The organism is Bacteroidota bacterium, from assembly GCA_016711505.1.
Taxonomy (GTDB): Bacteria; Bacteroidota; Bacteroidia; order AKYH767-A; family 2013-40CM-41-45; genus JADKIH01.
In genome coordinates this window covers 1-20,719 of sequence record JADJSV010000018.1, presented here as the reverse complement: position 1 = coordinate 20,719, position 20,719 = coordinate 1, and the positions used below count along the sequence as shown (strand labels likewise).

Annotated in this window: 16 protein-coding genes, 1 tRNA gene and 1 pseudogene; 15 read left to right on the top strand and 3 right to left on the bottom strand. The window is 38.7% G+C overall.

The genetic code is table 11. The annotated features are described in order from the left end of the window. Positions 1 to 216 precede the first annotated feature (216 nt). The 5 genes from IPL24_16130 (at position 217) to IPL24_16110 (ending at position 8,406) form a co-directional block, all read left to right on the top strand. On the top strand, positions 217 to 2,490 hold the full coding sequence (locus IPL24_16130) for a pre-peptidase C-terminal domain-containing protein (protein MBK8365130.1): 2,274 nt from the start codon (positions 217 to 219) through the stop codon (positions 2,488 to 2,490). Continuing rightward, positions 2,469 to 6,242 (top strand): T9SS type A sorting domain-containing protein, encoded by a 3,774-nt coding sequence (locus IPL24_16125; GenBank protein ID MBK8365129.1) that lies wholly within the window; start codon positions 2,469 to 2,471, stop codon positions 6,240 to 6,242. Before IPL24_16130 ends, IPL24_16125 begins: the two co-directional genes overlap by 22 nt. A gap of 364 nt (positions 6,243 to 6,606) precedes the next feature. Continuing rightward, the gene (locus IPL24_16120) at positions 6,607 to 7,326 is read left to right on the top strand and encodes a ferritin-like domain-containing protein (GenBank protein MBK8365128.1); all 720 of its coding nucleotides are present in this window, start codon (positions 6,607 to 6,609) and stop codon (positions 7,324 to 7,326) included. 10 nt (positions 7,327 to 7,336) lie between these two features. Further along, positions 7,337 to 8,152, top strand: coding sequence for a ferritin-like domain-containing protein (locus tag IPL24_16115; GenBank protein MBK8365127.1), 816 nt, complete (start codon positions 7,337 to 7,339; stop codon positions 8,150 to 8,152). Between the two features lie 80 nt (positions 8,153 to 8,232). Continuing rightward, positions 8,233 to 8,406: a twin-arginine translocase TatA/TatE family subunit gene (locus tag IPL24_16110; protein MBK8365126.1), complete on the top strand. Its 174-nt coding sequence runs from the start codon at positions 8,233 to 8,235 to the stop codon at positions 8,404 to 8,406. 130 nt (positions 8,407 to 8,536) lie between these two features. On the opposite strand, the gene IPL24_16105 is transcribed toward IPL24_16110, so the two are convergent. From IPL24_16105 to dusB, 3 genes are all read right to left on the bottom strand, one after another. Beyond that, positions 8,537 to 9,211 carry a universal stress protein gene (locus IPL24_16105; protein MBK8365125.1) on the bottom strand — a complete coding sequence of 225 codons (675 nt, stop codon included), beginning with the start codon at positions 9,209 to 9,211 and terminating at the stop codon, positions 8,537 to 8,539. Then, positions 9,169 to 9,429, bottom strand: coding sequence for a universal stress protein (locus IPL24_16100; protein MBK8365124.1), 261 nt, complete (start codon positions 9,427 to 9,429; stop codon positions 9,169 to 9,171). The genes IPL24_16105 and IPL24_16100 overlap by 43 nt, the downstream gene beginning before the upstream one ends. Before the next feature lie 196 nt (positions 9,430 to 9,625). Then, a complete protein-coding gene (gene dusB, locus IPL24_16095) occupies positions 9,626 to 10,615 on the bottom strand; it encodes a tRNA dihydrouridine synthase DusB (protein MBK8365123.1) in 990 nt (329 codons plus the stop codon). Positions 10,616 to 11,496: 881 nt separating this feature from the next. On the opposite strand from dusB, the gene IPL24_16090 reads away from it, so the two are divergent. From IPL24_16090 to IPL24_16045, 10 genes and pseudogenes are all read left to right on the top strand, one after another. Continuing rightward, positions 11,497 to 11,898: a CPBP family intramembrane metalloprotease gene (locus IPL24_16090; protein MBK8365122.1), complete on the top strand. Its 402-nt coding sequence runs from the start codon at positions 11,497 to 11,499 to the stop codon at positions 11,896 to 11,898. A 75-nt stretch (positions 11,899 to 11,973) separates the two neighbouring features. Beyond that, positions 11,974 to 12,059 (top strand) — tRNA-Ser (locus IPL24_16085). A 290-nt stretch (positions 12,060 to 12,349) separates the two neighbouring features. Next, entirely contained in the window at positions 12,350 to 12,649 is a 300-nt protein-coding gene (locus tag IPL24_16080) for an SPFH domain-containing protein (protein ID MBK8365121.1), read from the top strand. Between the two features lie 386 nt (positions 12,650 to 13,035). Continuing rightward, a complete protein-coding gene (locus IPL24_16075; protein MBK8365120.1) occupies positions 13,036 to 13,299 on the top strand; it encodes a hypothetical protein in 264 nt (87 codons plus the stop codon). 659 nt (positions 13,300 to 13,958) lie between these two features. Next, positions 13,959 to 14,111 (top strand): hypothetical protein, encoded by a 153-nt coding sequence (locus tag IPL24_16070; GenBank protein ID MBK8365119.1) that lies wholly within the window; start codon positions 13,959 to 13,961, stop codon positions 14,109 to 14,111. Positions 14,112 to 14,974: 863 nt separating this feature from the next. Then, a complete protein-coding gene (locus IPL24_16065; protein MBK8365118.1) occupies positions 14,975 to 15,676 on the top strand; it encodes a hypothetical protein in 702 nt (233 codons plus the stop codon). Between the two features lie 110 nt (positions 15,677 to 15,786). Beyond that, positions 15,787 to 16,182, top strand: a complete 396-nt coding sequence (locus IPL24_16060; protein ID MBK8365117.1) for a hypothetical protein — start codon at positions 15,787 to 15,789, stop codon at positions 16,180 to 16,182. Between the two features lie 974 nt (positions 16,183 to 17,156). After that, on the top strand, positions 17,157 to 17,351 hold the full coding sequence (locus IPL24_16055) for a hypothetical protein (GenBank protein MBK8365116.1): 195 nt from the start codon (positions 17,157 to 17,159) through the stop codon (positions 17,349 to 17,351). Continuing rightward, positions 17,345 to 17,968, top strand: coding sequence for a hypothetical protein (locus IPL24_16050; GenBank protein ID MBK8365115.1), 624 nt, complete (start codon positions 17,345 to 17,347; stop codon positions 17,966 to 17,968). The genes IPL24_16055 and IPL24_16050 overlap by 7 nt, the downstream gene beginning before the upstream one ends. A 1,465-nt stretch (positions 17,969 to 19,433) precedes the next feature. Next, positions 19,434 to 20,719: pseudogene (locus IPL24_16045) on the top strand (type I restriction-modification system subunit M).

Below are 20,719 nucleotides of genomic sequence, written 5' to 3'. Positions count from 1 at the left end.
TAAGTTCACTAAAAATCGTCACAAGAACACAAAATTGAAACTTGTGCTCTTGTGCCAAAAACTTAGTGAGCTTAGTGTTTAAAAAAATCAATGAATGAACTTTTAAATAAAAAAAGGGGAAGCACTACTACAAACTAAGTACTCCCCCCTTACTACAAACTGAGTATTGCCGCGATGTTTGGAGGTCTTGACCTTTGTCAGACAAACACACATCTCATGAAAAAGATATTTTTACTATGTATGCTTTGCTTATTAAAATTTAGTAATGCAAATGCACGAACGGAGGTTGAACCAAATGGTATATGGAATCAATCATTAGCAATCACTTTAGGCAATACAGCTGACGGTTCTGCGGGCCTCGGTCATGAAGAAGACTGGTGGCGTGTAAGCATTCCGGAAGATGGGGCTTTGACGGTTAACTGGGGGTCGAATGGTTTTCACCTTTATTGTCAGATCTACGACACACTTGGTACGGTTGTTCTTTTCAGCAATTATACGAATGGAAGTTCATCGGGTACAGCTTCAGGTATAGCAAAGGGAACTTATTACATAAAGATGGTTAATTATTATCCCGGTGAAATTTCAAATTATACACTTACGCCATCATTTACTCCTGCACCGGTTGCTAATGATGCAGAGCCTAACGGCACATTCGCAACAGCAAATACTTTTCCATTGAATTCAACAACAACAGGTCATTGTCATTATTATTTCAATAATGAGAAAGACACTCTTGATTGGTATACAATAACAACAACAGTTAGCGGTCAGCTTTCCTGGACAATTTCGAGTCAGAACGGAAATCTTATTTTTGCAGATTTGATCAACGGTGATGGTGTAACATTAATAACGGGGAATTTTACATCAAATACTCTTACACAAACAGCGAATGGTTTGGCTGCAGGTACTTATTATCTACGCTTACATACTTTTTACGATAATCAATTCGTTCCTTATACATTGTCCAACACTTTTACAGCACCTACCTATTCAACCGATCCGGAACCAAATGAAACCGCAGCAACTGCAACATCTTTTCCACTGAACGGTTCAGTGGTAGGACAGATTGGTTATAGATATAATGGTACACGTGATAACTACGACTGGTGGGCAGTGAATGTGAATGCTGATGGACGATTAAATGTTACACTTACTGTTGATAACGGACAAAATACTTATGCGCAGTTATTTGATGGGGACGCCGTGACTTTACTTGCCGGAAGCTATACAACTACGGTAATGAATTACTCAAAGGATGGTCTTGCACCGGGAACGTACTATATTCTTGTTCAGACCTTCTATGTAGATGGTTTCAGTTCATATTCACTTACGAATAATCTTGTGGTTCCTGTTCAGCCCGTTGATGTCGGTTCAAATAATGTTTTTGCAAATGCAGGAACTCTTCCTTTGAACGGAAGCGCTACAGGTCATATAGGATATCGATACAATGGAACTGTTGATACAACAGATTGGCTTAAGGTAACGTTGCCTTCAGACGGCAAACTTGAATGGACATTAGCAGTAGCAAATGGTCAGAATGTGCATGCAATGTTGTATGATGGAAATGGTATATCATTTCTCGCAGGTTCTTATACAACAACAACTAATACTTATTCTAAAAACGGATTGGCGGCAGGAACTTTTTATTTAAAGTTCTACACGTTTTATGACACGGAGTTTGCTCCTTATACGATCAGCAATGTATTTACTCCAAGTCCGCTCACAAACGATAGCGAACCTAACAGTGATGCCGCATCAGCAAATACAATTGTAATTAATTCTACAGTTACCGGACATATCGGTTATTTCATAAATCAAAGTCGTGATACAGCGGATTACCACAAAATAGTTTTGCCTGTTGATGGAAAACTGACATATACAATTACATCTCAGAACGGAGCTAATGTTTATGCAGTACTATATGACAACAACGGCACAACATATCTTGCCGGAAGTTATACGAGTTCGTCTGTTTCTTTTTCAAAAAATGATCTTGCAGCGGGTACTTATTATATTGGCATAAAAACTTTTTATGATATAGAATTTACATCTTATACTCTTTCAAATTCATTTGAGCCAATGACATTTCTTGCAGAAGTTCCGGGAAATAATTCTTCTGCCTTACAGGGAACGCTTTTGCCGGCTAATACAAATACAGGTGGACACATTGCATTTTATTATAATCTGAATACAGACACATACGATTGGTGGAAGATCGGATACGATGGAGCAGGAACAATGGATCTGCATCTCGACCTTGAACAAAATCATTTCAATACAGATTATCCATATATCAATTACAGATTATATTCAGACACAAATGCAGCACCAATTCTATCAGGAACGGCTCATGCTGCAACAAATACATTCAGTTTATCAGGACTTTCTGTTGGAGTTTATTACTTATTGATCGATCCGGGGTTCGGAACATTTGGTGCATACAGATTAAATGCAACATACCAGGAACTGTGCGCAAATACAGTAGTATAACTTCTTCAGCACAGGAAGCAGGTTGCAATGGAACGATCACATACGACATTAGCGGCGGACTAGCTCCTTATACAGTTCAGTTATATAAAGATGGATTACCATCAGGCTCACCGCAAACAACGAATGGTACAATAACTTTCAGTTCTCTGGGACTGGGAACATATTATGCACGATCTTATTCATTTGGCGCTTCAGGAATTTGTAATAATGTTTCATCTGACATTACTTTTTCATCTCCGGTAACTCCGACGATTACTCCACAAAGCACGACAACATTTTGTCAGGGTGGAAGTGTAACATTAAGTTCATCCGCTGCCGCATCTTATTTGTGGAGTACCGGAGCAACAACACAAAGCATTGTTGTTTCATCAGGAGGAAATTATTCTGTAACAACATTCAATGCAGCAGGCTGTGAAAGCATTGTTTCATCTGAAACAACAGTCACAGTGAACCCGCTTCCTGCTATTCCAACAATTTCAGCAGGTACATCAACAACATTTTGTCAGGGCGGAAGTGTTACTCTTACATCAACTCCTGCAACATCTTATTTGTGGAGCAACGGATCAACATTGCAATCGATATCAGTGAACTCTTCAGGTACATTCTCTGTTGCCATTTCTGATGCTAATGGATGCTCTGCATCTTCTGCAGGAACAACAGTTACTGTAAATCCTTTACCTGCAACACCGGTAATTTCAGCCGGTGGACCAACAACATTCTGCCAGGGTGGTAGTGTTACATTGACTTCAACTTCTGCTAATGCATACTTGTGGAATACAGGAGCAACAACACAAGCCATATCAGCTATAGCAAGCGGATCATATACTGTAAGAGTGACAAATGCTAACGGATGTTCTGCAACATCGTCATCAACTACTGTAATAATGAATCCACTTCCGGCAGTTTCGCTGGCACCATTTTCTTCCGTATGTAATACGAACGGAGCATTTGCATTGACCGGAGGATCGCCTGCAGGTGGAAGTTATTCCGGAACAGGAGTAAGCGGCGGAATGTTTGATCCGGGAGTATCAGGAGTGGGCACAATTACAATTACCTATTCTTATTCAGATGGAAACGGCTGTACTAATTCTATAGAGCAATCACTTCAGGTAACAAATTGCAGTGGTTGTACTGCATCTATCACACCGGCAGGAAGTACAACATTCTGTGATGGTGGAAGCGTAGTATTGAATTCTTCCGCAGGCGTTTCATATTTATGGAGTACAGGTGAAACATCACAAAGCATTACAGCATCAAGCAGCGGAACATATATTGTAGCAGTGACGGATGCAAATAATTGTACAGCGACAGCTTCTGTTGTTGTAACAGAAACAACACCGGTAATTGCATCGTCATCATCAACTGCAATAGTATGTAGTGGAGGTTCGGCAACAGTTACTGTATCTGCTACAGGTGGAACAGCACCATACACGGGAACAGGAACGTTTACAAGAACTGCAGGAACATATTCATTCACCGTAACTGATGCAAACAATTGTTCGGCATCAACAACAATAACTATTACTGAACCAACTGCAGTAGCAGCGTCATCATCAGCAACTCCGATACTTTGTAACGGCGGATCATCAACAGTTACCGTTTCTGCAACCGGCGGAACAGCGCCATATTCAGGAACAGGTACGTTCACACGTGCTGCAGGTACATGGTCATTCACAGTGTCTGATGCAAATGGATGTTCAACATCAACATCAGTTACAATAACAGAACCAACTGCATTGAATGTAAATGCAATTGCAAGTGGAACTATTTTGTGTTTCGGTGCAACTACTAATGTGAATGTATCTGCCACAGGCGGAACAGCACCTTATTCCGGAACAGGAACATTCAATCAAGGTGCAGGAACAATTTCTTATTCGGTAACAGATGCAAATGGATGTACATCTTCTTCATCAGTAACACTTACGCAGCCAGCAAAAGTTGAAGGCGTAACATCAAGCACTGCTGCATCTGGTTGTTCAATTGCTGATGGAACAGCATCGGTAGTTGTAAGCGGGGGAACAGGAAGCTATACTTATTTATGGTCAGATGGACAGACAACATCAACAGCAACTGGACTTGTGGCGGGACCATATTCAGTTACATTCACAGATGCAAATGGATGTACAGGTTCAGCGACTGTTGCAGTTTCCGGATCAGGCGGATCGATTGGAACACCGGGTGCAATCAGTGGAGCACAAGGTGCATGTCGTAATACATCAGGAATTGTTTATTCAGTTTCAGCTGTTCCGGGAGCGACAAGTTATACATGGACACTTCCGGCAGGAGTAACCGGGTCTTCAACAACAAATTCAATCACTGTTGCATTTGCAAATTCATTCAATGGCGGATTTATTTGTGTTGCTGCAAACAATGCATGCGGATCAAGCATGTCGAGTTGCCAGAATGTACCGGTGATCACAACATATCCTTCACAACCTGCAGTGATCACAGGACCTGCGGTTGCATGTGGACCGGGAGTTTATACTTACTCAACAAATTCTGCGAATGCTTTGAGTTACAACTGGGTTGTAACCGGATCAGGCTTGTCAATCACAAGTGGAATCGGAACAAATACAATTCAATTAACAGTAGCAGCGGGATTCACGCAAGGATCTTTGCAAGTAAGAGGTGTGAATTGTAACGGCTCAAGTGCAGTCAGAGGTATGACGATCACAGGAATTCCTGCGCATTCAAATGCAGTGAGTGGTCCATCGTTTGTTTGTGCGAATGGTTCTGCGACGTATTCAATGCCTGTTGTAAATGGAGTAACAACATACACATGGTCGATCACTGGCGGTGCAACTTTAGGTAGTCAGACAACAAATGCTACGACAACATCAGCAACATTTAATTTTGGTCCGACATGGAATGGTGGAACAGTAACAATTACTGCATCAAATTCCTGTGGATCATTTGCAAGAACATTTGCAGTGCGATCAACTCCTGCTCAACCGGGCGGAATTACCGGACCAGGAACGGCGGTATGTGGTGCAAGTAATGTATCATATTCAATTGCACCAGTAGCAGGTGCAACATCTTATTCATGGACAGTACCGGGAGGAGTTTCAATTGTATCAACTGCACCGAACGGACTATCAATTGTTGTGAATTTTACAGGAACGTTTACTAATACAGGAAGTATTTGTGTGACTGCGAATAACAGTTGCGGAGAAGGACCGGCGCGATGTTTTAAAATTACTGCACGTCCGGCAGTACCTGTAATTTCAGGACCGGCATCCGTTTGTAAAACACAATCGAGTGTTGCGTATTCTATTTCACCTGTGAGCGGAGCAACGTCGTATTCATGGTCAGCAACAGGCGGAGCATCAATTTCTCCAAGTGGAAATACAGCATTGGTAAATTATAACACTGCTCTTTCCTCATCTGTTGTGATTCGTGCTAATGCAAACAATGCCTGCGGATCATCGCAGCCGGGTGCATTGGGAGTGAATGTAAATCTATTCTGCAGATCTGCTTCTGAAAATGTTGATGAGAATTCGACGTCATTCGAAGTATATCCTAATCCGGCTTCTACTAGTGCGACCATTTCTTTCAATTCATTAGCAGATCAGAAGTATGTAATTACATTGACTGATATGATTGGAAATATTGTTTATTCAGATGCGATATCGGCAACAAAGGAATTTAATTCAATGGAGATAAATGTTGCTGACCTTGCGAAAGGTGTTTATATACTAAGCATCAAATCTGAGAACGGCGGAACTGAATCTCAAAGAATTCAAGTTCAGTAAAACAGGTAAAAAATAAACACAAGAGCACAAGTTCACAATAAGATCACGGAATTATAAAATCAATAATTCCGTGTTCTTATTGTGAACTTGTGCTCTACGTGTTTTTTTCTTAAGGGGTTTAAAGTGTTGCGAAACATCTTAAACCCCTTAAACATTTTAAACCAAAACAATAGATTCCGTGTTCTCCTTGTGAACTTGTGCTCTGAGTGTTTATTTGTTTTTTTATTTCCCACCACTGCGGCACAACTTTTAATATAGGTAAAAATTTTCTCAAACGTTAAAGATCTTCTATTTCAAAACCACCGACCATCATTGAGGCGTAAGTTGAATTAACTGACACAATTTTAAAATTAATTCAATCATGATGGAAAAAGATCTGATCAAACAAACACCTGAAGAAACGGCTCTCATCAACCGTGCAACTTCCAGAAGAAGTTTTCTGGGATTTTCAGGAGTAGCGCTTGCATCTGCAGCCTTATTTATGGCCGGATGTAAAAAAGATGATGAACCTATGGTAACACCACCACCCTCTAATACGATTGACCTGGGCAGCGGAGACGTAGGAATTTTAAACTATGCTTATGCACTGGAACAACTGGAAGCGGAATTTTACAGACAAGTAACGTCAAACTTCTTTTCAGGCAGCACTTCTCTGGAAAGAGATATCTTGAATGATATCTATCAGCACGAGATCGCTCATCGTGATTTTTTTAAAGCAGCAATAGGTTCTGCAGCGATTGGAACATTGAATATTAATTTATCCTCTGTTAATTTTACGAGTCGTGCAAGTGTACTTGCAACAGCAAAGGCATTCGAAGATCTGGGAGTTTCTGCATACAATGGCGCAGGACATCTAATCAGCAATGTTGACTATTTGCTGGTTGCAGGAAAGATTGTATCTGTTGAAGCCCGTCATGCATCAGCGATCCGTGATTTATTAAATCCGAATTCTGCAGATTTTGCAGGAGATGATATCGTAGATTCATCAGGACTTGATGCTTCAAGAACTCCTCCGCAAGTTATTGCAATTGCAAATACTTATTTCGTAACACCACTGAGTGCTGCTAATTTACCAACGTCTTAAAAAATCAAATATGAATATTCTCAAATTATTAGATACATTTAATTTCGGCGACAATAGTCCCAAGTTAGATCAGCCTGCAAGCCGCAGGGAATCTCTGAGTTTTTTCGGAGATATCGGAGCAAAAGTAGCGCTTGCTGCAATTCCTGCTGTTGTACTTGCAGCATTACCAAAAAATTCTTTCGCCAGAACGATGGACATTCCCGGCGTACTGAACTTTGCACTCACACTTGAATTTCTTGAAAAAGAATATTACACAAGAGGTGTAGCATCAGGTGTTATTCCATCTGCTGATCTGGCGATTTTTCAGCAGATAAAAAAGCATGAAGTTGCCCATGTAACTTTTCTTCAGGATGCAATTACATCAGTTGGAGGAACTCCTGTTGCAGAACCAATGTTTGATTTTACTGCCGGTGGAAATTTCAGTCCGTTCAGTATGTATGGTGATTTCCTCGCACTGGCACAAGCTTTCGAAGATACGGGAGTACGAGCTTACAAAGGACAGGCAGGGAATCTAATGGCCAGCGATACAGTGTTGAATGCTGCACTACGTATTCACTCAGTAGAAGCACGACATGCAAGTCAGGTTCGCCGTTTGCGGATGTCGTTAGGTCAGGATCCGAATGCCAAAGGATGGATCTCAGGAAATGATCGCGGCACTTTACCTTCGCCTACACAACCTGTTTATGATGGCGAAGAAAATGTTATGCAAGGGGGAGTTGATGCAACGACTGTAACAACAGCAAGTGCAGCATCGGTAAGAGAAGCATTTGATGAACCATTGGATGAAGCTACTGTTAATACAATTGCAGGACTTTTCATTATGTAAAAAAATAAAATGAATTGCTCAGACATGATCTGTGCAATTCATTTATTTTAAAATAAGTTAATCAGTATAAAAATCAGATCATGATAAATTCAATCTTGTTAGGAATGCTTGGAATGAATGAAATTCTAATCATCGCTTTTGTAATTCTTCTCATCTTCGGTGGAAAAAAGATTCCCGAAATGATGCGTGGAGTTGGGAAAGGAATGAAAGAATTTAAAGATGCTTCGTCGGGAGTTGAACCGAGAGAAGGATAAAATATAAAGGGAAATAAAAATTATTTAACACTAAGGGCACTAAGATCACAATAAGAACACGGAATTTATAAATTATAAATCAATATTTCCGTGTTCTTATTGTGATCTTAGTGCTCTCAGTGTTTAAACTTTAAAGACCGAAGCCCGGCGTATCAATACTCACCGCCCCATCCAGATGCTTAAAACTAAGTACAGCAACATTAGAATGATTCACGATCTGTTGCGAGAACATACCCATGAACATACCTGTAGTTTTTGATTCATGTCCGGTATTGATAACGATGAGATCACATTTATTTTTTGTTGCATACGATAATGCAGCCTCCGCAGTATTAGTTCCGGAAACAATTTTAGAAGAATAAGAGAAGCCCTGATCTTCGATATGTTTTTCAACAGATTTTAATTTGATATTGAATTTACTTACTTCCGTTTTATCTTTTGTTCCCGGTAAACCGATGAGATGAATATTTGCATTGAAAAGATCTGCAAAGATGAGAGCAATATTTACTTTCGCACGACTGTGAATGGAGTTGTCGATCGGGATAAGAATATTTTTGAAACTCATCTTCTTTGCTTTCACCGGAGTTGTGAGAACTGGAACATCAGAGATCGTAACGACACGTTGCGCATTACTTCCGATAAAATATTCTTTGAATCCTGAAGCGCCATGTGTACCCATGACGATCAGATTAATTTTTTTCTTTTTCGCCAGCGTTTTTATTTCAGTGTGAATATGGCCGTTCAGAATATGAATGGTGCATTTTATTTCATACTTTTTGTTAATGTGTTTTTGTAAGTCGGCCATTTTTTTGCCGATCTCTTTTTTATTGCGCCGAAATTCGGCAAGATCACCTCAACAGTATCCAAAGCGGAGGCAGCATACACACGGTCTTCAACGACGTGAAGTAAAACCAATTCAGATTTTAAAAGAACAGCCAATCCCGCGGCTTCAGCAACAGCTGTATCCGAAGCATCAGAGAAATCAACCGGTACAAGAATTTTTTTAATATCAGATTTTTTCATGGAGACAAGGATTTAGGTGAGAATTAGTACCATTAAAATTAGAGAAAATATCATGAATGCAGCATGATGAATGTTTTATAATTTGAAATTAAAATCTGACCAATGGCATACATAAAACGGTCCCACAAGAACACTGATTTTTCTTGACTTGAGCCTCTTAAATGACTTTTACAAGATTTGTACCTTTGTTTTCAAATCAAACCGCTACACCCAAATAATTCCCCAACACCTCATCCAGAATCTCATTCACATCCCCATCCGTCAACGCCGTCACCATTCGCAATCTGTATTCTTTAAAATTCTCCATGCCTTTGAAATAATTTGAATAATGTCTGCGCATTTCATTGATACCAAGACGCGGGCCTTTCCATTCGATGGATTTAGTAAGATGTGTACGACACACTTCAACGCGTTGCTCTATTGTTGGCTGCGGAAGCATTTCGCCCGTCGCCATAAAATGTTTGATCTCATTAAAGATCCACGGATAACCGATACTTGCGCGACCGATCATTACACCATCGACACCATAGCGGTTTTTCATTTCGACAGCTTTCTGCGGAGTATCGACATCACCATTTCCAAAAATAGGAATGTGAATGCGCGGATTATTTTTCACTTTACCGATAAGATCCCATTCCGCCGGACCTTTATACATTTGTTTGCGGGTACGACCGTGAATTGAAAGCGCTTTGATACCGATGTCTTGTAAACGTTCTGCAACTTCAACGATGTTCAAAGTATTTTCATCCCAACCCAGACGAGTCTTTACAGTAACCGGAAGCTTCACAGCTTTCACGATCTCTTCCGTCATCTTCACCATCTTCGGTATGTCTTGCAGTAATGCAGCACCTGCACCTTTGCAAGCGACAGCTTTCACCGGACAGCCGTAATTGATATCGATCAGATTCGGTTTAGCAGCTTCAGCAATGAGAGCCGCTTCTATCATTGATCCGATCTCACCACCAAAAAGCTGAATCCCGATCGGACGTTCATATTCAAAAATGTCGAGTTTAATTCTGCTCTTTGCCGCATCGCGGATCAGACCTTCGCTCGATATGAATTCAGTGTACATCATATCCGCCCCGAGCATTTTGCAGAGGTAGCGGAATGGCGGATCCGACACGTCTTCCATCGGCGCCAGTAAAAGCGGGAAGGGTCCTAATTCTATGTCGGCGATCTTTGTCATTTTTTGGTTGTTGCAGATTTGCAGGTTTAAAGCTATCCAGGTTCACAGGTTTGCAGGTTTCAGGTTCTGCGTTTACTTTAGAGTTTATTCAAAGTTGATACTGTTATTTTATTTTAATCATTTTGATTGTCATAATTCAATAAATGAATACCATTTTAGAATAATGATAATTAAATCTTGTAATATGTATCTCCTTTCAAATTCGTTAGTAGGTGCCTAAGTCCAGAACCTGCAACCTGCAAACCTGCAACCTGCAAACCTTCCCAAAAAACTACCCCTCCACATTCACCGCGAAACGCTACCTTCGCGGCCACAAAATTAATCAAAAAGACGATGAAGGCAATCTGGCAGCAAAATACCCCCTATTCTCAGTTTTTGGTCTCCGTTGGCATTATTTTGCTGTCTGCGGTGTTATTTACTGTGATCGGCATGGTAGCAGGTACGGCGATTTATGGTCTGACGATGACAGAACTGCAATCCATCCTTGGTCAGAACAATACGCCTCAGGCATTGTCCATCTTCCGTCTGATCCAGACCATATTTGCTTTCGGAGCCTTTGTGATCCCGCCATTTGTGATCGCCTATTTGTTCAGTGAAAAGCCATTGGAATATTTAGGTCTGACAAAACGCTCCAAAGCTGCGACCTATTTTCTGATTGCAATTTGTATGATCACCATTACGCCGCTCATCAATTTTTTAGGCGAAGTAAATTCCCAGATGCACCTTCCCGGCTTTTTAAAAGGTGTTGAAGAGTGGATGCGTGCCGCCGAAGACGAGGCAGGCAAGCTCACAAAAATGTTTTTGAAAATGGACACGCCCGCTGATCTGATCATCAACTTAATTATGATCGCCCTGATTCCCGCCATAGGCGAAGAGCTTGTATTCCGTGGTGTAGTCCAACGAATTTTCACCACCTGGTCAAAGAACATTCACCTCAGCGTCTGGGTCGCAGCATTTTTATTCAGCGCCATGCACGCCCAATTCTACGGTTTCATCCCCGCTTTTTACTCGGCGGAATACTTGGTTACCTGTTCGTCTGGAGCGGCAATATCTGGCTACCTATCACAGCCCACTTCGTCAACAATGCCGGCGCGGTGATCTTCACTTATCTCTATCAGCACGGCAAGACGTCGATCGATCCGGATGCTATTGGGGCGCAGAGTGATTTTGGGAGTGTCGCCATGAGCATTGCCTTAGGAGCAGCGTTGCTGTATGTGATCTGGAAGCGGGAAAGCCATAACCCTCCGAAGCAGAATTACAGTGTAGAAGAGACCTTTAAATAGTACCCAATCCGCAAAAATTCCCTTTCTTTGCGTCCCCGAAAAACGACTCGGGGAATTAAGAGTTTTGTAATAACAGGAGAGATGTCCGAGTGGCTGAAGGAGCACGCTTGGAAAGCGTGTGTATCAGAAATGGTACCGTGGGTTCGAATCCCACTTCTCCCCTTAATTTGATTTATTAAAAAATTTTAATCAATCTATTTGTTCTGCTTTAAGTGCAAATTTGGTAGTAATATTTTTTTTTCCTATTATTGTAATTATTCAATAGACTGCATTCAGGTGTTTAATGTTTTAAAGTGAAAGTTTATTATCTAAATTTTGGAAGTTTACTATTATTTAATTTCCAAAAAGCGTTAAACCGTTAGTGTTGTTTGTTGGAAAAGTGAAACATTTTTAAATTTAAAAGACAAGCGGTCTTCACATTTAGAATTACGCGCAATAAATAATTAATAAAATGAGCTCAATCATTGACTTTGTAAAATGGGACACTCGACCGGAAGAACAATTGTTCGCATGGAAATTTCCTGAAACAAATCTAAGTACATATACCCAACTGATAGTTAGTGAATCACAGGAAGCAATCCTTTTTTCCAAAGGGCAAGTTGTTGGAAAATTTGGACCAGGAAAACATACTCTTAATACCGAGAACTTACCAATTCTCAGAAATCTATTCGGAATTCCTTTTGGCGGCAAAAATCCTTTCACAGCAGAGGTATGGTTTGTAAATAAGTTGATGCCCTTAAACCTGGACTGACAACCGATTCTATGATGTATCACGACCCTGATTATCAAAACAATGGTTCCATTACTTGCAAAGGCTGATATGGGATTAAAGTTGTAGATGCAGAAAGGTTCTTAATTAAATTAGTGGGGACTACGTCAACTTTCACGGACCTCAACTCACGGAGAATTTTTACGGTGCTACGGTTGCGAAAACTAAATCGACAATTTTACAATTTATAATGTCAAATAAGATTGGTATTAAAACTATTTCAGCCTACCTAGAGGGGCTTTCGGAAAGTTTGAGAATATCAATTTCTACTTTCTGGAAGATTACGGATTTCAACTTATAAGTTTTTACATCACTACAATTGAAGTCGATTCAAATACTGAGACAGGCAAAAATGATTTTTCAAAGCAATGTCGCAACAAAGTGCTCAAATAATCGGTGGTTATACATGGCAGCAATCACAAGTTTTTGAATTAGGAGACAAAGCAGTTGATTCAATGGGAAAGGGAAATAATCAAAGTAGTTTGTTAGGCGCAGTTCTAGCAACAAACTTGATGGGAAATATGTCGGGTGGAGGCTTGCTCAATCCTGTTTCTTATAAAAACCAAGAATCAACTCCGAATATTCAAAATCCTGTTACTTCAAATCGTGAAATCTATTGTTCAAATTGTTAAGAAATTTTCGGAACAATGTGAAATTTTGCCGCATTGTGGGACCCTTATAATGGTTGTTTTTAAATGCAGGAGAACAGTGATAAAAATGCGAAGAAATGTGTGAGTTGCGGAACAATTTTATCTGTAAGCGGAGCAAACTGCTGCACTAATTGTAATACATCATTAGCAGAAGGTGCAGCTTTTTGTGCGACTGCGGTAAAACTGCATTGAATCTAAAGAAGGATGCTGCAAACGGTGTGGACACAAATTAGGAAGTACGCCTTTCTGTTCTCAGTGCGGATTTAAAAACAGTTAAATATGAAACAGAGAAGCCAAACATTTGGTCTTGTTGTCTTATTAGCAGGCCTAGCATTAATATTTACAGGTTTTTTTCTATTTGTACCAGAAGGAAAAAGGAACGATGTCTTTTGGCTTGACTTAACAACTCTTTGTTTGGTTTATCTCGTTACTTCACTAACAGAGTTAGGACTTTTGGAATCAATTTGATTTTGAAAAGCAAATTGTGGATTAGGCATTCGTCTCGTTTATATTCGTTTATATTCCTTTCTTGCGATTGCAATAATCATAATAGTTATTTTGCCAAAGCAGATTTTCGTTTCAACTTTTCTTTCAACTATCAGCTATTTTTTTTTCTATTGGTAGGTTACTTTCTCTCTCATTTGAGTTCAGAAAAAGCAGTTTCCGTTCAATTGGAACAAAATAAAAATAGAGAAGGGAAAGATGATATATTAAGAGCACTAAATCAATTTGAAGTTTTATTCTCTGTAGATTCTATAAAGTGGGCAAGAGAAGAACAAAATTATTTTCTTTGAAAGAAAATGTTCGCTACTTGCTCCATCAAACAACTAGTCTTCTACCAATCTTGAGTCTGAAATTGCAAGTTCAATCAACAGGCATATATAATTGCTAAAAACAAGGGTGCAGGCGGGGAAGAGGTAGTTTCTCTGCTTGACAAGAGTGAGAAATTATTAAGACTAAGAAAAATATTTATTCAAATTAACCACTTATTCAAACCTAGTTATGAGCGGAAAATATTCAAGACATCTTCAAACATACAACAAGACCAGGCAAAAATACTTTTTGAGTATTACAAGCAAGCCGCTGAAAGAATTGTTAGTGAGGAAGAGGTTGGAAAAAGAAATTGCAGTTTGCAAAGAAAATGTTGCACAACCAGTCTGGACTATTCGAAGTCAAAGACACGATTGATATGCATAATATTTTCCTTCACACTTATACCTATCTATTTTGCAATCAGGGCGCATTTAAAAATGAAATTATTACGAGGCGAAATTGAGAACAATAAGGCAAAAGATTGCCGAGTTTGAAAAAAATGCACAATGAAATTTTCAGAGACTTTAAAGTTACAAAATTAGGTGTTGGCTATATTCCTATTGCGGCTCAAATTCCTTTTGAGGATAAAAGTTTCATGATTGATTATACCAACTCAGTAAAATGCAGGTTTCAATTTAAACACATTAAAACAGGCGGAGTTATTTACAAATGCAGTAAGTGAACTTGATAAATTAATGAAAGAAGCTCCGATAATTGAAAGTCCGAGGATACAGAATCAGTCGGCACTGACGACTATTCACTTTCAATTCAAAATGTTACTTATCACGATTACTTAGGTAAAATAGACAGAACACTACGCACTTCTTCTTTTTGCCTTTCGGATTTGGATTTAACTTCTGTATCGCTTCCTGTTATTTTACCTGATAGCGAACATTCTAAATTTATCAATGAACATTCAACAACTGAAACAGGTGACGCACCGGTATTCAATATATTTGACAGCACACCGTATCAGGACGAAATTTTACGATTTCACTCTTTGAATGAAATGAAAAAGTCTTTAGAAAATCATCAAACACAGTTTGAAGAGGTTTTGAAATCGTTGATGATGAACATGGCTAATTCGGTTCAAGCCATAACTCAGGTAAAACTAGCTTCAACCAATATGATGGTTGACTCATCAAATAAAACTCTATTTAAAGTTTTAAAGTGCTCTTACAACCATTATTCGCCACATCTTGAAGCTGATGAAATAGATCGCATCAGAAACGAGAATTTTAATTATCAGGAATCAGTTGAAAATTATCAGCCATTTCAACTTAAGCCAAGTTCCAAAGTCAAGTATGATCTTGTTTCTGATTGTTGGGTTGGTGAAGATGGAAGTAAAACCAACTTTCCTTTTGGCGTTCATCAAATTCATGAAGAAATTGTTGCGCCTATCGTACAGAATCTGATGGAAGAGACAAGATTGGAGCGAATGAAAATTTACAACAACATTAAAGATCAAAAGACTACATCTGGAACCAGTGGCATCAGGAAACAATGGATTTTTATGGTAGAAACAGAGCCGAAAGTAATGATCTGATTAACATTATGCGATCAACTTTGGCGAGTACATTTCTTCCTACAATCTAATGGTGGCCTTGAAAGACAGAGGAAAATCTGGAAAAGAACTCTTCTATTGATGCGTCATTGGTGGAAACAGAGGAAAATGAAGCTGAAGTCTTTGCAGCGTTTGAGCCAAAGTCGAAGGACTTCAAATTAATCCAAGATGATTTCATGCATTATATGGACAGGTTGAAAGAAGATATCGACAGACGAGCAGAGAAGTTTGAATATATTGAATTTTTGGATGCTTCATTACGAGACACAAACTTTAAAGAATATGCAGTTGCAAGTGGAAGGGTCAATCGATTAGATGCAAGACGAATGCCTTTGGCTGCTGTAAATCCTTTTTTTCGCAGAAACATCAGAGTTGCCTCCAGCACCTTCTATAGAAGACATTACTTACGAACATATGTCAATCAATCTGCCCAAAATAGCGAAGGCTGCTTTGGACGAATTAAAAGGAAACAAAGATCCCGGGGTTGAGGCAAACTAAATTGAATTAAAGGATTGAAATATAATTTAACTCATACTCGATTTAACAATTATTATATGGCTCATTTTAATTTTAAAGTTGATTCACAGTGCCCATAGCCGAAAGTATCGAAGACGTGGCGGTTCATGTTGACGGAACTACCGCTGGTAGTGGCAATGCAATCTGCAAGTGTAATTGCTGAGCAAAGAGGAGCTGATAAAATTTGCAGCAATGTTAATTTTGGCTTTACTTTAATCCGCTCACAGATTTCTCAAAGATTGCAACGCACAAAAGCAAGGCCGATGCAAAGATTATGGAACTGCAACAGCAATCTATTTCGCTTATAGCAATTAAGGACAGAATGGAGAAAGATTTCGCATGATGCTTGCAAGTCGTTATTCAAAATTGTTTGAAGGCCTGAATAAGACACTAAGGGCAAGGATTTTTGAACTCGACAAAACCAACAACAAACTTTGTTATGAAGGATGTTTTTCCATCTGCTAACAGAACTAAGTATTTATCTGGATCTTCATCAATATCACAAGTTGAAAGCATCACAAGTAGTCAAATGATGTCAGTATCAAATACAAGATACAACGCAATGAAGAATATTTCGTCAATGTGCAGGATTTTATTTACAGTTCTGAGAACCAAAAAAATTGATTGGAGTATCTTAATAGATGATTTAGTAATCAAGCCAACAGAAAAATATTCCTATTATTATTTCTGAATCGGAAGGACTAAATGTAAGGAAGTCGTAATGGATGATAACTCAACCGCCATTAACGAAGAACCTCAAACTCAAAAAATTGAATCGTATGTATATCTTTCTCTGATAAATTTGCGATGGGCGGAGGCCGATCAAACACTCTAAGTCGGGTGAAACAAGAGTTCGCAAATTTTGTAAATCAATCCGACTTTCAGTAAGAATTAAAAGCAAATGGAGAAATTCATTGAATCATCAACCTGGCAAAAATTAAATTAAATGAGTTATTCAAGGAGTTATTCAGATGTGGTCTCTAAAACTGTTACTGTTCATTATAACTATCCTAAATCCGATACCGGAGGATCTGATAGCAAATCGGTAACTGTTGAAATTCCTGTGTCATGGATGTACTATGTTGATACAAGCCCTTTGACAAAAGTATTAATTATGCAAAACGTCAGGTTAATTTGTTAACGGGCTCAATTGTAGCAACTGAAACGGCTCATATTGCTGCGAAAATTAAAAGTTCAGAAGACATCTCTCATTCAATTGTTAATGGATTTTTCGGACTTATTAAATCTGAAATTAATCAACAGCTTACAGAAATTAAACCTCATGTAGATGCTCTAATTATTGAACTGATGCAATATCAGCATGCATGCACCCAAAAGAAAACGCAACTTGAAGAGGACTTTGGAAGAATCTTCAGAAAAGGTATGCAAAGATATTTTGATCTGGATAAAGAATTACGTAACAGAATTCTTTTACCAAATCAATCTGCGGTAGGAGTTCATGGAACTCTTTACTTCACGCGTCATCGTTCATTCAGTGATATTAGTTCAGGCGTAGCAACCATTTACAACAAAGAAGGAAGTAATCTTCAATCCATGCTTTATTCAACAAATTTAAAAGTTAAAGCATTATCACTAATAAACAGCGCAAAAAATTATTTATTCTCTGAAAAAAATCTTTCAACGCAGTTGAGCCAGATTTTAATGCCACATCAAATTGAAAAGGTAATTACCTGGACAAATTCCTCATTGTTTATTTTGAAAGTAAAAATCAATCAAATGGAGATTATGTTGCAATAATCCCGAGCAAGTTTCTTCCCTAGCTAATTCACTTGTCGAAATTGAAAGAAGGGTTTGCAAATCCAAACTCCAAATGGAGTATACTGGATTTAAGATCCAGAGAAATCTTCAATACGTTTATAAAAATAGAAGTGGCTAATCAGGAAAGTAGCAAAGAAAGCATCAATCCGAGGGTTGCAAAACAAATAATGCAGCTTTGGAAGGATAACATAAACATTCAAATCAATAACTAAATTTATTTTCCATGAACGAGTTAAAAGAAATCCGAGTAAATGACAAAAGATTATTGCTAAACGACAATCTTGTTAAAAGCGCAACCTTCCAAGAGTTTCGAGTGAATTGGAAAGAGATGTTATTATTCAAGGAGATACAACCATTGAAGGTGCGGTTTATGCAAGATATTTCGAAATTCAAAAGGAAAAATTGAAGTCCATGGCGAGTATTCACTCAAATAGAAATGCACATTAATACTGATGCAAAAGGTTCGGCAACTTTTCATAAATCTGTTGGTTCTGCCGATTCGATTAGAGCTTCTCTTGCACCCGGCTTCCGGGTAATTTCTAAAGCTGATGTAATGCAAAGCAAGTGAAACTTCGGAACGCTTTTTGTTGCCGGAAGTATTTTTGCTGGATGAAATCATTTTGGAAGACTGTATAGTGATTGAGGCGTATTTGCTTCTTTGAACCTTGAAATTACTAATTCAATTATTGGAACATTCAACAGCCCTTTAGCAAGGGTTTCAAAAACAAACTATCTACTATTACCTAGTGCATTTACTGTAGAAAAAATAAATGTGATACCAGGAACCGAAATGTATAATTTGAGTCTGGCAGACCTTGGGTCACTATATGGGGAAAAGCACAATCCAAAAAATCCGGGAAAATTAAAATGAGTTTTGAATCTGATGAAGAAATCGGTTTTAAGGTCAGAGGAATCACAAGCAAATTATTCGGAGTTATACAGTAATTGGTAAGTTTTGGCAGCCGATCTTTTGGATATGGACAAATTCAGTAATCACTTTGACTGCGGTATCTTCTTGGATCACAGTTGTTGGAAAACGTATCATTTGGGAGGTGAAATGGAATTGACGATAAAATACCTACAATTGAGAACATTTCAGATTTTTTCTTTGATATACCCTTGGAAGAATTGACATTCAGGAAATGTCCGTGAATTCTGCATGAAGGATATTGTAGAGAAATTTAGTTAACGGATAGAAGTATGCTGTAACAGATGAACATCTTCCATATATATTCATTTTAAGAAATTTTGTATCGTATCAAATTTCAGTTTTTCGAATATATTTACCACTCTTAAAACGCAAGTTCAAATTTATGCCCTGGACAAAAAAACACCTTCTCGAACATCAACTCTGAAAATCGCCGACACCTCCGCGGAAAAATGGACGCCGACGATTTCCGGACTACATTCTAGGATTTATATTTTATAAATACCAGCGGAAAAAATGCATTTGCATGCGAATGACATTTTGAAAGCCGGATAAAATGAGGTATGAAGAAGTTGAGAAGGAAAGGACAAGAAAGAGATACTAGCGGCGGTGAAAGATGAAGCTCTGGATAAACTCGGCTACTTTTTAAAACCTTCGGAATTGTTCAGTGAGTTAGCTCGAAGAGGAAATGCGGAAGGAAAGACAAAGTTTATATTAGATGATCTTTCAAAAGTACTTACAAGCATTGAGCAAAGCACCATGGGTTCCGAAAGCGAAGAAGACTTTGGGAATTTGTTCGAGGATCTTGATTTGACCAGTAGCAAACTTGGGAAAACTGAAACAGCAAAAAATGAATTGATCATTAAAGTGCTTTGCATTGAATGAGATCGATTTCGACTTGAAGAATACGGAAAGCGATGTGTTGGGAGATGCCGGTGGAATATCTGATAGGTAAATTTGCCAGTGGTGCCGGAAAAGCGGGCGAGTTTTATACCCGCAACAAGTGGGGATTGTACTTGCAAGACTTGTTACAGTTGGAAAAACGAAATTGAAAAATGTTTATGATCCTACATGCGGTTCAGGATCCTTGTTGTTACGTGTTGCAAAAGAAGTGAAGGAGGTCGGTGCATTTTACGGACAAGAAAGTAATCCGACGACATACAACTTGTGCCGCATGAATATGATCATGCATGATGTGCATTATAAGAAGTTTGATATAAAAAATGAAGACACACTTGAACGCCCTCAGCATATTGACAAACGTTTTGAAGCAATTGTGGCAAATCCGCCATTCTCTGCTGAATGGAGTAAGAGCCCTTGTTTATGAGTGACGATCGCTATTCTCCATATGGACGACTTGCTCCCTAAAGGAACTGCTGATTTGCATTTGTACAAATATATGGTTCATCAATTAGATGACAAAGGGACAATGGCTTGTGTATTACCTCATGGGGTTTATTTCGCGGAGGTGCGGAGGACATATCCGTGAGTATCTGATAAAGAGAAAAATTATTTAGATTCAGTAATCGGTTTACCGTCCAATATTTTTATGGAACAAGTATTCCAACATGTATTTTAGTATTGAAGAAAAAGCGCGAGCATAGTGACAATGTTTTATTCATTGATGCCAGTCAGCATTTTGAAAAAGTGAAAACACAAAATGTATTGCGCACAGAAGACATTACTAAAATTATTGCTGCATACAAAACACGCAAGTCAGAAGGCAAATACAGTTATGTAGCTGCAATGATTGAAATAGCTAAAAACGATTACAACCTGAATATTCCTCGTTATGTTGATAC

Coding starts and splice junctions, on each gene's coding strand:
- IPL24_16115 (MBK8365127.1), top strand. CDS start 7,337: ATGAATATTCTCAAATTATTAGATACATTTAATTTCGGCGACAATAGT.
- IPL24_16080 (MBK8365121.1), top strand. CDS start 12,350: ATGAGCTCAATCATTGACTTTGTAAAATGGGACACTCGACCGGAAGAA.
- IPL24_16130 (MBK8365130.1), top strand. CDS start 217: ATGAAAAAGATATTTTTACTATGTATGCTTTGCTTATTAAAATTTAGT.
- IPL24_16100 (MBK8365124.1), bottom strand. CDS start 9,429: ATGAAAAAATCTGATATTAAAAAAATTCTTGTACCGGTTGATTTCTCT.
- IPL24_16055 (MBK8365116.1), top strand. CDS start 17,157: ATGAGTTATTCAAGGAGTTATTCAGATGTGGTCTCTAAAACTGTTACT.
- dusB (MBK8365123.1), bottom strand. CDS start 10,615: ATGACAAAGATCGCCGACATAGAATTAGGACCCTTCCCGCTTTTACTG.
- IPL24_16120 (MBK8365128.1), top strand. CDS start 6,607: ATGGAAAAAGATCTGATCAAACAAACACCTGAAGAAACGGCTCTCATC.
- IPL24_16075 (MBK8365120.1), top strand. CDS start 13,036: ATGTCGCAACAAAGTGCTCAAATAATCGGTGGTTATACATGGCAGCAA.
- IPL24_16110 (MBK8365126.1), top strand. CDS start 8,233: ATGATAAATTCAATCTTGTTAGGAATGCTTGGAATGAATGAAATTCTA.
- IPL24_16105 (MBK8365125.1), bottom strand. CDS start 9,211: ATGGCCGACTTACAAAAACACATTAACAAAAAGTATGAAATAAAATGC.